This window comes from Streptomyces sp. NPDC006610, from assembly GCF_040611575.1.
Taxonomy (GTDB): Bacteria; Actinomycetota; Actinomycetes; order Streptomycetales; family Streptomycetaceae; genus Streptomyces.
On the sequence record NZ_JBEXOP010000047.1, the window covers coordinates 24,935 to 37,716 of the forward strand.

Consider the following 12,782-nt stretch of genomic DNA (forward strand, 5'->3'; position numbering starts at 1 on the left):
CGCGTGGGTGCTCCTGGGCCGGTCGGGCGAGGGGAAGATCCGGTTGCGTCATCAGGAACTGACTGCCGTGCGGCCGATACTCAGGGCATCCGTGCGTTGACCGGGCAACTCGAGGCCGGCGCGCTGCCGGGAGGGCGGCCTTGCCGCAGGTCCGCAAGGAGTTGGTCGATGAGGGCTTCTTCGTAGGCGGGCCGGCCGTGGGCGCGCATGACGTCGGCGAGGCAGGGGTCCCAGGGTGTCTCGCCCACCCGGTTCCTATCCAGCACGCCCGCGTCGAACGGTGCCGGGTGCAGGCTCGTGATGTAGTCGGCGGCTGTCATGCGCCACACCTCGGCGTCGGGTACTGCGTCGATGACGGCCCGTACGAGGGCGAGGCCGGCGCAGTCGAAGTCGGCGCGCACGGCGATGCGCCACCCTGTCGCCGCCAGGCGCGCCACGGCGTCCAGTTCCGTACGCGAAGGGGTGCCCACGGTGCACAGCAGCCGTAGGTCGCCCGGGTCACCGTCCAGGGCCGCGGCGGTGACGGAGGGGTTCTCGGTGAGGAAGACCCACCGGTCCTCGCTGTGCCGGGGTGCGGGCCAGGTGGCGCGGTGCAGCACCCACGGGAGCAGGATGCTGGGCCGGCCCGGGGGGATGTGCCAGCCGGCGGGATGGACGCCCAGGGTGAGCAGTCCGCCGGTGAGGGTGTCGAGGTCGACGCCGAGCCTGTCCCAGGCCTCGCGGACTGACGTGCTGGCCCCGGTGTCGGCCCGGGCTGTGGCGGCTTCGGCGAGGACGAGCGCAGCCAGTTCGGTTCCGGCGTCCAGAGCGTGGGGGCTGCCGACGGCTGTGTGGGCCAGGCGGCGCCGGTCGACGCGTGCTGAGGCGGGCAGATGGTGCAGGACGGCGAAGGCGGCGGCCAGGAGTTGTTCCGGGTGGGGGTGCTGCAGGAGGCGGGCGAGGCTGCCGCGGCGGCGCAGGCCGTCCCATCCGGTGTCGTCCGGCCGCACCGGTGCGGTGGGGGGCAGGGCGTGGGCCGATGACGGACGAGAGTGCCGTCGTCAGCCGCTGGGACAGTCACCCGCACCTGTGCGACGACTGCAAGGCCCGGGCAGTCGAAGCGGAGCGACAGGCTGAACACGAGCGCCAGGAGCAGGAGCGCCAGCAGGCGATGGCGCAGGACTCGAAGGCCGGCGGCTGGCTCGGACGCTGGCGCAGCTGACCCCGACACGCGACCCCGGCGCGGTGGCTTGCCCAGGACCAAACAGTGGAGAAGAACGCGCAGGTCAGAGCTGCTTTAGAGTGCATACTCTCTTCCCGCGCGGGGGCTTAAAGTGGTAAAGTTCTTCCCGCAGGTGGCCGCGAAATCGGTCGCCCGTCCAGCCTTAGGCCCCGCCAGCGAGCGGGGCCTTCGTGCGCCTACGGGTACCAGACGCGGCGATGTACCACCCGCGGCTCCACCCTTGCCCACAGCTGCTCATTGGCCTTCTTGGCGCGCGGGTCATTGTCCGCGTCGATGTGGATGCGGTGGAAGAGGAAGGACACCAGGTCGACGGCCTGAAGCAGCCGGCTTGCTGATGAAGCGGCGAAGTGGATCGTGTCGACCACGGTGGTGATCTTCCTGGCCTTGTATCCCCAGGTCCCGGTGGCCCGATACTGCCTCAGCTCACGGCGATAGCCTTCCTGGCCCTCGCACTCGTCAGCGATGATCAGAGCCAACTCGCTGCTTCGCTTCGCGAACTCGTCCACACGTTCCAGTAGATGAGTGAGCGTGATGGAGTGCGGGTGATCATGATTCTCGCCGTAGCGCCGACGCAGGCCGACCAGATCCACTCCCGTCATGATGATCTTCACGTCGTGATCTGCGATGGCCTGGAGCGCGTCGGCATAGACACCGATACGTGCTCTCGGCTTACCTGACAGATGATCCCAGTCGCGTTTTGCGTGGAAGATGTCGTATCCGTGCAGTTCGGTGTCAGGCGTGATGTTGCCATACGAAGCAATGGCCTTCCACACCACTTCGTCGAGGGCTTCGGTGAGGGATATCGCCTCGGTCTCAGGGCAGAGCACGGCACCGAGGAAGTAGACCTCGCTCGAGTGGCTCTCATCGACGTATGTCAGCAGCACAGAGAAAGATTACGGCCCGTCATACACACGTCGGCACTCATTGTGGGCGGACCAGGTAGCGCCGCCCGGTTCCGTCACTCCGTACGCCGACCGGTGTGACGGATGAACTGCCGCTACCTGGAATCGAATCAGCCGGTCGGCTCGGATACGCAGGCTGACGCCCTAGGCCGCCGCAGAGGTACCCCAATGACGATCACCTGGTGCGATCCCCGGACGGTCGTCGCTGTGCGGCACGTTCCACGAACGGCTCCAGGCCGCTCTCGGGGTGCAGGTACACGAAGCGGTGGGCGGCGTGGACCTGCAAGGCGTTGAGGCGGTCGACGAACGTCTGGGGGACAGTGAGCGCGACGTCCTCGGCGCCCAGGGACAGCAGGTGCCGTGGGCCGATGGGCAGTATGAGGGTCTGGGCGTCACCAAACGCCATGCCGTAGATGGTGCGGCTCTCCTTCACGCACAGGGTCAGGGCCGGGTTGTCGCCGATCAGGAACTGGCCCGTCTCGGGCGTGATCACCTCCAGCCGCCGCTTCGACGCCAGGTCCCGCATCTTGTGGAAGGTGTCCTCGATGCTGGTGCGGAAGAGCTTGCCGCTCTCGCGGTCGCGCATGATCGTGGACCGGTCGATGAGGCGTTCGGCGAAGGCGCCAAGGGAAGCCGGGCCGGAGAGATACAGGCCCGTCTCACGCAGTGCCTCGAGGCGCAACTGCTCCGAATACTGGCTGACCACCTTGGCGACCAGGTGCGCGCGGGCCCGCTCGACTGAGTCGGCGTGCACATCCCGGTAGTGGAGCGACCGGACGTAGTGGAGCACGACCAGGTCGCGCAGCACGCCGACGTGAAGCGGGTCGGCGAACGGAGCGCCGGCGCGCACGGCGGCGATTGCCGCCTTCACTCGCCTCTCGGTGTTGCTCCACAGTGCTTCAACGGACGCAGAGTCGACGGCGACGAAGTTCTCGATCCAGCCGCATCGGCTGGGATGCATCCGCTTGTGCACGCGCCCGGGGTGGTGCAGGTCGAACGGCAGCAGCTGCTGGCTACTGCCCTTCGGCTCGGGCGCCGTGAACTCTTCGAGCAGGACCTTGGATACGAGGTGCTGCCGCGATGTCTCCTGTGCTGTTCCCACACACCGAATTTTGCCAAGTACCCCTCTCCACCTGCTCAGAGTTTCCCGGTCCCGGCTGTCGATCGACATCGTCACGGGTCAGCGCAGCCGTACCACACTGACGACCGCGTGGCGGGTGGTGCCCGCCACGACCTCCACCACCACCACGTCGTCGACGGCGGGCGGTAGGAGTCGCCGGCCGTCGTGAATGCCCGCTCGGCCTGGGGGAGTAGGCGCGGGCCGACGACGGAGGCGAGCGCCGTGGTCAGCCTCTGCGAGAGCGCGACGCGTCCGTCGGGCAGCCGTACGGCGAGGGCCTTCGGATGCCGGGCCGTGCCAGTGAAGCCGCCCACGGTGGCGTCGACTGTGTCCGCGTGCCTCACCTTCGACCACACCCGGCCCGCCTTGTAGGCCGACCGCAGCGGCTTCGCCACGATCCCCTCCACGCCCGTCCCCTCGAGCGCCGCGTGCCAGACCAGAGCCTCGTCCCGGTCGGTGGCCGACCACACCGGCTCGATCGGCGGGCCGGTGTCGGCGAGCACGTCCAGGAGGACCTGGCGCCGTTCCGTGTACGGACGCGGCCGAAGGTCGGGGAAGCCCGCCGCAGGATGGGCGAGGACGTCGAACGCCACGTACGTCGCCGGGTGTTGGTCGGCGAGCTCCCTCGCGCGGCGGGGCGGGACAGTGCGCGGGACTGCGCTGCGGCGAAGCTGATGTGCACGCTGCCGTCGTCGGCGGCGAGGTACACCACGGCCTCGCCGTCCAGGATCACGCCGGGCGGCAAATGGCGGCCACGGCCAGGTCCATCCAGAGCGCGGTGACATCGCGGCCGGTCCGAGACTGCAGCCGGACGCCGTCCTCGGTGCGCCACAGCACGGTCCGGTGGCCGTCGACCTTGATTTCGTAGGCCCACGATGGGCCTGTCGGCAGCTGCGTCACGGGCCGTGCGAGGGCGACGTCCACGGGCCACTCCACCCCACCAGCGTGCGCCTTCGGGACACCGGCCGCCTGCTGGCGTACTCCCGCGCTGCCAGCAGGCGGCACAGCTGCCGATCAGCCGATCAGCTTGTGCAGCACAGGAACGCTGAGCCCGAAGGAGCCCAAGCCCGCGGCGACGGCCTTGGGTACGGACTTCTCGGAGAGGAACACGAGCCCGCCCATGATGAAGCCGATGAAGCTAGCTGTCAGGAAGACGAGGGCAGCGTGCACCGACAGCAGCGGCGGCGCCTCGGACGGCAGGCCCGTGCTGGGCTGGCCGGGCGGCTCCGCGCGAGCGGGTACGGGGGATTGCGGGTCCCGAGACATTGGGAATCTCCTACGAGGCGGAGGAACAGAGACGGCGGACACCTGTCGTGGTGTCGTCCGCGTGGGGGTGGTGCGCGCCTCGCGGTCGGCGGTCCTGCTGCTCTCTGCCTGAGAGCGTCCCTGTGGGGCTTCGGCCCGAGCCCAGGGTGGCGTGTTCAGCGTAGCCGTGATCGGCGCGGGTGTTCCCTCGGTCGTCTGGTGAGTCGTCATCACTGGTACCTCCTGGGCACCTAGTCGAGCCCAGCCCCGGCCGTTCTCCTGCACAGCGCGAAAAGACGCACACACAGCCGCACCGGCGTGGATCTGCACGGTTCTCCAGCTAAATCCGGCAGACATCAGCATTTTCCGATGATCTGCACAGGTAGCTCTCTAACCTGGGAAGACGGCCGGGACTGCCGTCGCCGTACATGGACATGGGGGCGATGTGCGCGCAGCCAAGGGCGACTTCGGACGGGAGCTGAGGCTCGCTGCTGCAGAACTGCGCACGCTCAGGGCGCTTCACGGTGACCCGACGCTCGCACAGATCGCCGCCCGGGCTCCGCGTGGCCAGCACCTGTCCGCCTCTGGGATCAGTGCGGCCCTGCGGGGCCACAGCCTGCCCAGCCGCGACTACTACCTCACCCTGGTCCGCGTCCTGCTGGCCTACGACACCAACAAGGTCGCCTCACTACAGCATCCGGACCTACCCCAGTGGCGGGATCGCTGGCAGCGGCTGTCTCTGCTGCGGCACGCACAGAACAGCAGCGCCCCCGCCCGTCTGATGACAGAGCATCATGCCGCTCTGTCCGAGCAGGTCGTCCTGGCCGCGCTGCGGCGGGGGCAGCATGTGCAGTTGCCGCCGACCGCCGGGGACCTTGGTGGGGTGTGGGCAGTGGCGTTCTCCCCGGACGGTCATCTCCTGGCCACCGGACACGGCGCCAAGACCGTGCAGCTGTGGGACACCGTCGCACAGCGCCGGGCGGGACCAGCACTCTTCGGACACACCGGCCGTGTGACGAGTGTGGCCTTCTCTCCCGACTGCCGGCTCCTGGCGACGGGAAGCGAGGACGCAACCGCCCGGCTGTGGGACGTGGAAAGCCGGACCCTCATCGCAGAGCCCCTCCATAGCGCCGGCTTCGTCGACAGCCTCCTCTTCGCCCCCGACGGCCAGTCCATCTATGTCCAGGGGCGCACGATCCGCCGGTGGGACATCACCGACCCCCGCCTACCACGGAAAGCGGAGAAGCACTTCGCTAACAACCTCACCAGCGCCCCAGCCCTCACCACCGATGGCCTGCTGATCACCGGACATGCCGAAGGCGTTGCCCAGATCTGGAACGCGCAAGAACAGACGAGGATCGATGCCCCCCTACATGGCCATGCATCAGACGTCACCGCTCTGGCTCTCGCACCAAGCAGTGACGTCCTGGCCACCGGCAGCGAAGACATCCAGCTCTGGGACGTACGCACACGGCAGATGATCCACGAGCCACTCGAGTGCCCGGGTGACATGGTCACAGAGATGGCGTTCTCTCCGGACGGACGCATCCTCGTAGCCATCAGCGGCGACCGGGTCTCCGCTGACCCGGAGGAGCCGGACTTCCGCTTCAGCATCTGGGAAACAGCCACCTGGACTGAGCTTCCCAGTCCGCAGATCGGCCACAGCGGCCACGTGACAGCATCAGCCTTCTCACCGGACAGCAGACTCTTCGCAACGGGCGGCGCAGACGGCCTGCTACGGATCAGAACCCTGCCTACAGTCACATCGAACGAACCGCCAGCGACCTGACGGTCCTCAGGGGCCAGCATCACCCGAGGCAAGCCCGTCCACCTGCGCGCGAGCTTATGTTGTCCAGCGCATGCCGATGGCAGACAGCTGCTCCACGCGCTCCCGCGACAGTGTCGCGGCCCTGTTCCGCTGGTTGCCGATCCATGCCCCGAGACGGAGCTGCCGTTCCTCCTGCTCCTCGCCACTGTCGCCGTCGACGCTGACCACCCTCAGGTGGATACGCGCGACGGGCCAGGCTCAGCCGATGGAGAAGTCGGCGAACTCGACGTCGCTGAAAGCCACGTGCAGGCCGTGGGCCCGGCGGCCCCACTCGCGAAAGTAGGCGTGTCCCAGCGCGCGGGCGAGTATCACCGTCTGCTGCTGCTCGCCCGCGCTGGCATCCCGAGCAGAGAACAGCTCCCGGGCCACCTCCCCCGGCAGGTCCTGGGTGATCCACCGCACCCGCGGATCGTCCGAGGAGCCTGCGGGAGCCGCGAAGCCGAATTGCGCACGGGTATGGAAGACGAAGCTCTCCGCTTCTGCCTGAGCACGCCGACGGGCCCGTACCCGGGGCTGCCACCGAGCCAGAACCGCTTCCTCGATCGCCCGGACCTGCAGCGGACCCGGCGGACGACGTGCTCCGGATCTCTTTGTCACCCACCGCTGCACAGTGCGCTGCGAGACCCCCAGCACCGTGGCCACCTTCCGGGTGGAACCCCGGTGCGTCGCCAGCAGAAAACGTAGGCGCGCCTCAGTGCTTGAGGGAATAGGCCGGGTGCGCAACGCGCGCTCCAGTCCCTGCTCGATCTGTCCCACGTCCGCCTCCCCAAGCGACCAGCCTGCACGGCTGGCCCCCCCCCACAGTCGGTAGCGTCAGTTCTCCCGCATCGCCCGGGCGCTGCCTGCCAGTTTCTGCATTCTCGGGACAGCGCCGGATGACGCAGGCTACGAGCCCCTCGGGAGGCACCGGCGACAAGCTGGCGGGGCACGTCAGGACGGACGTCGCCGGCACCCCGGTGCTGTCCTTCGATACCGAGTTCCACCAAGGGGTGAGGCGGGAGAGTCCCGCCGGATGGAGGTACCGCTGTGCTCGTCCGACTCCTGGGTGGCCCGCTCGCCGGTCGCGTTCTCACGACCGCCGGCGCCCCGTGCACCGGAGGCTGACTCACGGCCGGTGACGCCGACTGGGGCCTGTACCGTCCGGTGAGGTCAGCCGTCCGCTCCGTTTTCGAGGCGGCCGGCGTGGTCGGGACCGGGGTGGTCGACGCCAGGCACCATAGGGTTGTCGTAGTCGAACTCCACCTTGCCGAAGGATTCGCTGGTGATGGGTGGGGGGTCGTTGTCGGCGATGATCAGCTGCAGGCGTTCGCCGTACGCGTCGGCCATGGTCCTGAACCGGCTGTAGATCTCGGCCGCGCGTTGCCGGTCGGAGTCGTTGTTGCCGAAGGCCTTGCGCGGTGAGTCGATCACGAGGAGCGACGGTACGAGGACGTCTGCGTGGTCGAGTCCGAATGCGAGAAGGGTGAGGCTGTAGGCGAGGTTGACGGAGGTGGCGATGCCGCCGCCGGAAGCTTGCAGGCTCTCGAAGGGCTGGCTGTTGATCACGGGTAGGTAGGTGTCGCGGTCGATGACAGCGGTGTCGACCCAGGGCAGGTTCCAGCCGGTGAGGAGTTGGCCGAACTCGGTGCTGAGGTCGCCGACCAGTGTCTGGCTGGCCTTGAGCTGCTCGGACTTTTCCTTGATGGCCTTGTTGACCCGGGCGCGTTCGGCTTTGATCGCGCGGATGTCCGCCTCGATGGTGCGCACCCGGGCCCAGGACTCACGTAGCTGGGTGATGGCGTCGATGGTTGCCTTGAGTGCGGCGACACGGGAGCTGGCCTCGGCGATGGCGTCGAAGCGGGGGGCGACGGCATCACGGGTCTGGGCATCGAGCTGCCGGCGCAGGCTGGAGACAACGAAGCTGAGCTGCTGCGAGCGCTCCTGGGCGGCTTGCAGGTGCGCCTCGTCGGACTGCTGGATGCGTTGTGCGTCCTCGAGCTGCTGTTGCAGCGTTGTGCGGGTCTCTTCGATGGCTGCCGGGTCGATGTCGGCCTCGACGGGGTCGGGCTGGAGGCAGACGAGGCAGTGGTCGTCCTCGACGGACCGGGCTGCTAGGGACTGCATGCACCGTGGGCAGACGACGAATTCGAATGGGGAGAGCTGGTCGATGGCCGTGGCCGAGCGGGCGAGGCGGGACAGATCGAGGTGGACCTGGGCGACGACGGCGTGCCGGGCCTCCACAAGGTCGGCGGCTGCCGCCACTTCTTCTTCTGCCTGCCGTGCGGAGCGGATGGCGTTCTGGAGCTCCTGGCGCAGCGCGGTGTCAGCGGCGGTCTGTTCCTGGAGTTCGGTGCGCAGGCTCCTCAGTCCGGCCTCGGCCCGGCCCAGGGTGTCGCGCAGCTGTTTGAGTTCGGCCCGTAGTTCGTCATCGCTGCGGGGGTCGGAGGCTGCCAGGAAGGCGCTGACGTTTTTGTGTTCGGCGGTTCTGGCCTTCAGCTTGTCCAACAGCTGGCTCGTGGTGCGCTTGAGCTCCATGAGCGCGCTGTCGGTGAGCCCGAACATCAGGCGGAAAAGTTCTCTGCGCTTGGTCTCGAACCAACTGTCCAGGTGACCGACGACCTGGCGGTCGATCTCGCGCGCCTGGAGGTACACGTAGGCGTACAGGTCGTTGAAGGTGAGGTTCTGTGGCCGGGCTGAACCCTCCCTGCGCGCAGCGATCTGTTCCCGCGGGAAGCCGAGCGCGTCAAGCAGGTGGTCGGAGAGCGTCGTGAGGCCGTCGCCGGCCCGCAGGGGGAGCGTGCGTTCCAGCGCCAGGGAGTGGGGGTCCAGGAGGTCGACGGTCTCGGCGGCGTCTCCCTCGATGGCCCGCCTGAGAACCATGCGTTCATCGCCGGCCACGACCTCGGCCTGGACCGACAGCACGTTCTCCCGGACCGCTGGGGTGAGCATGGCGCTGCCACCCAGGGCATGCTTGAAGAGCATCAGCAGGCTGGACTTGCCGGTGCCGATGGGACCCGTGATGACCGTGGCCGGTCGGTCGAAGCGGTAGGTCTGTTCCGCTTCGGCGGTCGTTACGGTCAGGGACACAATGCGCAGGTTGACGGCCATGTCAGATCTCCGTCCGCCATGGCCGGTCGACGGCGTCGGGCAAGCGGTCGTAGATGAGGTTCTTCAAGGCAGATCCTGATTTGTTGAAGTTCCGCTTGAGCAGTCTGATCCGGTTGTCGACCACTGCCCACTCCGGGGTGGCGGCAAGATTGGCCGCTGCGACGGCGCCCTGCGCTGTCACCCGGAACTCGGCTCGGGCGCTGTCGCCGTACGTGATCAGGCTGCGGGCGGTGAGCGAGCCGAGGATGCTGTAGTAGCGCTGGTCCCAGGGCCCGTACTTGTAACGGGTCATGCGGCTTTCGACGGCAAGGCGCTCAGACGGTGTGGGGGCTGTTCCTGCCGGCCATGACGCCTCACCCGCGGGCAGGAGACGTTCCAGCATTGCCGGGTAGCGCAGCAGGAAGTCGAGCTTGGCGAGTTTCGTCAGCCCTGCGAGCCCGTCTTTGGGCGTGGTGAACCGGGCGATGAGGAGGAGGATGCGCGCCTCGTGATAGTGCACCTCACGCTGCTCGGCCTGCCGGCGCTGAATCCGCATACGCGCTACAGCCGTCTCGAAATCGGCGCCGTGCGTCATGAGGCTTCCTCATCCGCGTCGAACGTCTCGGAGAAGAAGAAGAGGCACTCGTCGCACAACTGGTAGGCCAGCCCCCGCAGGTGCTGGTTGTTGAGCTGGAAGGGCGGCGGCGAGGGCAGAACCTCGACCTTGAGCCGCTCGGCGAGCAGGTCGTTCATCTTGATGCCGAACTCGCTGCCCTCGGGCACCTGAGCCCGGGCGTGACGTCGGCACTCGAAGGCCATCTCCAGGACGTCTGTGGACAGGTTCAGCAGGTCGGTTTCGTCCCCGGCCAGGCCGGAGCGCCGCTCGGACCAGGTCGTGTACCAAGCGGACCGGAGTCTCTCAGCGAAGGCCGCTTCGTCGGCAGGCACCAGGCCCCGACGCAGTTTGCGGCGGAGCTTCGCGCCTCCGGGCGCCACGACGGGCGCTTTGCCGCGCGGAAAGGTGGGCAGCCGCGCTGTCGTGTAGGCGATCTGTTGGTGAAGGATCTCGCGGGTGATTCTGCGCCGGCCGACGCGCTGCTGAATCTGCGTGCTATGGCGGGAACGGCTCGGGTCAGCGATGTAAACGGCGAGCTGGGCGCGGTCGCTCTCATCGCGGTTCGCGCTCTCGATCCGGTCCACGATGCCTCGGTATGTGGCCTCCAGGTCCACATGAGCCAGCTGCAGGTGCTCGACTGCGGGCACCAGAAGCCGTTGGATGTTGACGTCGGTGATGCTTTCGCGCTCGGGGGGCTTACAAGAGATCTCCAGCACTGCCAGGAAGCGCATGACCTTGGCCACGAAGCCCTCGGGTATCTGAATGTCCGCGAGCTTGCGTACCTCAGGGGTAGCCGGGACGTTGGGATAAGGCTGCTTCCAGCGGACCTTCAGCATCTGGCGTGCGACGTCCTCCGCCATGGTGTTGAGCCCGGACGTGAGTTCAGGCTCAGGGCCACACATCCGAGCCAGCATGCCGGCGTTGCCCTTACCCGGCTTCAGAGCCGCGTTCGTTGCCAGTCTCAGACGGACATTGTCCGCACACTCACATGCGCACCAGCGGTCGAAGAGATGGGTCAGACCACCGTCCTTGCACAGCTCAGGAAGCGTCCACGGACCTCTGGTCCCTTCGCGATGCTTGACCGACACCAGCTCCACTGATCCGTCGATCCACGCCACCACGAAGTCCTCATGCCACTCGCAGACGACGAAGTCGATGGCTTCCTGCGTGAGCATGGCCAGGCAGTCCCGCGCGGCTACCTCCGCCTGGTACCGGTAGCGGCCAAGAGTGTCCGAGCCGCTGTCTTCCTCGGGAGCCAGATCGAAGAGCGTGTGTGCTGCACCGTGAGGACCCCCCACATCAGAAGGCGTCCCGACTCCTTCGTCCCCCTGGCCCTCGCCCGCCGTATCGACCATCTACGTCCCCCGCACTGGCTTGCATGAGCGCATTCCCCACCGCTCTATTGCGTCGGTAGGTGTTGAAGATCTCTAGCGATATCACACTCAAGGACTAACGCGTAACTGTGCGTCGCGGATCAGCGGTGGGGACCCACCGGAACCGGGCGTCGACCTGCTGCTGGCGGACCTGCCCACGCAAAGAGGAAGCAGGCGCGCCCAGATCCCGGGTCGGCAGGTAACGCTCGGAGGGGGGTTTGTTGGTGTATCGCGGGCTTGTTGGCCTGGTGTGTTGTGGCTTCGTTGAGAGAGGCCGGGTGTGCGGCTCAGCGGGCAGTTCGGGGTGTGAGCTGGGGTTGTGTCGTGTGTGCTGAGTGGGACCGGGTTCGTTGTGGGTTTCGCTGGCGTGTAAAGGCTCGGTTGGTGTTTGTGCTGGTCAGGGCTGTTTGGCCTGGTGGGTGGGTGGGGGTTAGCGGTTGCGGGTGGGGCGGTTGTGTTGTTCGGCGAGGTGGTCGAGTTGGACCGCTTCGAGGGCGGCTTTGGTGATGCGTTCGGTGCCGTCGTGGATGGCGGTGATGGCTGCTTGGCGGATAAGCCTTGTGAGAGATCCGATGCGGCCGGCGGTGCGCTGGTGGAGGTAGGCGGCGTGCCGGGGGAGGACGCCGGGTTTGTGGTGGGTGAGGTCGAGGGCGTTCTCGATGTCGGTGATGACGTCGCGGAAGGGTTGGCGGGTGCCGTGGCGGGCGGGGAGGGGGCCGCAGGTGATGAGGGTGGCGCGGCCGGCGAGCTGGGCGCCGCGGGTGCCGCTGAACAGGGGTGTGTCGGTGACGTTGATGCCGGCGTAGACGAACGTGGCGGGCAGGCGTTCGGTGAGGTCTTTGAGCAGGTCGGCGGTTTGGGCGCCGGTGGTGGTGCGGGGGTTGAGGCGGTGGATTTCGTCGATGAGGACGAGTTGGACGCCGGCTTGGGTGTAGGTGTGGCAGACGGCGTCGGTGATCTGGGTCTGGGTCATGCGGGTGGCCACGGGGATGCCGAGGTAGCGGGCGAATTCGGTGATGAGGGTTTTCGCGGTGGCGCCGGGCGGGACGAGGACGTACGCCACGGGTGCCGCGGCGTGGGCTGACCCGGGCGGGGGCGGGTTTTTGCGGGTGTGGGCGAGGTGGCAGGCGCGGCCGACGTTGAGCAGGGCGGTGGTTTTTCCGGCTGCGGCGGGTCCGGTGACGATGAGGGAGGGCCGTGCGGTGGTGTGCTGGTGGCGGCCGAGGATCATCAGGGTGCGGACCTGGGTGGCGAGTTGGCTGATGGCGGGGGTGCGGATGGTGACGAACGCGGAGTGGTAGGCGAGGCGTTCCTCCGTGCTGCGGGGCGGGTCGTCGTGCTGGGGCGGGGCGGGCGGGTCGGTGGTGGCGAAGCGGTGCCAGCCCTGCCAGGTGGTCAGGGGCCAGGACG

At 67.8% G+C, this 12,782-nt stretch carries 13 protein-coding genes and 1 pseudogene; 2 read left to right on the plus strand and 12 right to left on the minus strand.

The genetic code is table 11. The annotated features are described in order from the left end of the window. Positions 1–80 precede the first annotated feature (80 nt). Positions 81–989, minus strand: coding sequence for a DUF2399 domain-containing protein (locus tag ABZY13_RS29075; protein WP_356635928.1), 909 nt, complete (start codon positions 987–989; stop codon positions 81–83). A gap of 29 nt (positions 990–1,018) precedes the next feature. On the opposite strand from ABZY13_RS29075, the gene ABZY13_RS29080 reads away from it, so the two are divergent. Continuing rightward, positions 1,019–1,201, plus strand: a complete 183-nt coding sequence (locus ABZY13_RS29080) for a hypothetical protein (RefSeq protein WP_356635930.1) — start codon at positions 1,019–1,021, stop codon at positions 1,199–1,201. A gap of 197 nt (positions 1,202–1,398) precedes the next feature. Here the strand turns inward: ABZY13_RS29080 and ABZY13_RS29085 are convergent, their stop codons facing one another. The 5 genes from ABZY13_RS29085 to ABZY13_RS29105 form a co-directional block, all read right to left on the minus strand. Continuing rightward, entirely contained in the window at positions 1,399–2,106 is a 708-nt protein-coding gene (locus tag ABZY13_RS29085) for a DUF3800 domain-containing protein (RefSeq protein WP_356635932.1), read from the minus strand. A gap of 193 nt (positions 2,107–2,299) precedes the next feature. Then, the gene (locus ABZY13_RS29090) at positions 2,300–3,226 is read right to left on the minus strand and encodes a DUF4238 domain-containing protein (protein WP_356635934.1); all 927 of its coding nucleotides are present in this window, start codon (positions 3,224–3,226) and stop codon (positions 2,300–2,302) included. Positions 3,227–3,297: 71 nt separating this feature from the next. After that, entirely contained in the window at positions 3,298–3,837 is a 540-nt protein-coding gene (locus ABZY13_RS29095; RefSeq protein WP_356635936.1) for a hypothetical protein, read from the minus strand. A 136-nt stretch (positions 3,838–3,973) separates the two neighbouring features. Continuing rightward, the gene (locus ABZY13_RS29100) at positions 3,974–4,168 is read right to left on the minus strand and encodes a hypothetical protein (RefSeq protein ID WP_356635938.1); all 195 of its coding nucleotides are present in this window, start codon (positions 4,166–4,168) and stop codon (positions 3,974–3,976) included. Positions 4,169–4,258: 90 nt separating this feature from the next. Continuing rightward, on the minus strand, positions 4,259–4,510 hold the full coding sequence (locus ABZY13_RS29105; protein WP_356635940.1) for a hypothetical protein: 252 nt from the start codon (positions 4,508–4,510) through the stop codon (positions 4,259–4,261). Positions 4,511–4,934: 424 nt separating this feature from the next. Here ABZY13_RS29105 and ABZY13_RS29110 point away from each other — a divergent pair, with 424 nt between their 5' ends. Beyond that, a complete protein-coding gene (locus ABZY13_RS29110; protein ID WP_356635942.1) occupies positions 4,935–6,278 on the plus strand; it encodes a WD40 repeat domain-containing protein in 1,344 nt (447 codons plus the stop codon). 54 nt (positions 6,279–6,332) lie between these two features. Here ABZY13_RS29110 and ABZY13_RS29115 read toward each other — a convergent pair. The 6 genes and pseudogenes from ABZY13_RS29115 to ABZY13_RS29140 form a co-directional block, all read right to left on the minus strand. Further along, positions 6,333–6,485, minus strand: a pseudogene (locus ABZY13_RS29115) (helicase associated domain-containing protein); the annotation flags it as partial. Between the two features lie 30 nt (positions 6,486–6,515). Continuing rightward, positions 6,516–7,073, minus strand: a complete 558-nt coding sequence (locus ABZY13_RS29120; RefSeq protein ID WP_356635944.1) for a helix-turn-helix domain-containing protein — start codon at positions 7,071–7,073, stop codon at positions 6,516–6,518. A 393-nt stretch (positions 7,074–7,466) separates the two neighbouring features. Next, positions 7,467–9,404 carry an AAA family ATPase gene (locus ABZY13_RS29125; protein WP_356635946.1) on the minus strand — a complete coding sequence of 646 codons (1,938 nt, stop codon included), beginning with the start codon at positions 9,402–9,404 and terminating at the stop codon, positions 7,467–7,469. A 1-nt stretch (position 9,405) separates the two neighbouring features. Next, complete coding sequence (locus ABZY13_RS29130) at positions 9,406–9,978, minus strand: hypothetical protein (protein WP_356635948.1); 573 nt, start codon at positions 9,976–9,978, stop codon at positions 9,406–9,408. Next, complete coding sequence (locus ABZY13_RS29135) at positions 9,975–11,354, minus strand: dsDNA nuclease domain-containing protein (RefSeq protein ID WP_356635950.1); 1,380 nt, start codon at positions 11,352–11,354, stop codon at positions 9,975–9,977. Before ABZY13_RS29135 ends, ABZY13_RS29130 begins: the two co-directional genes overlap by 4 nt. Before the next feature lie 448 nt (positions 11,355–11,802). Beyond that, positions 11,803–12,771: an ATP-binding protein gene (locus tag ABZY13_RS29140; protein WP_356635986.1), complete on the minus strand. Its 969-nt coding sequence runs from the start codon at positions 12,769–12,771 to the stop codon at positions 11,803–11,805. Between the last annotated feature and the right edge of the window lie 11 nt (positions 12,772–12,782).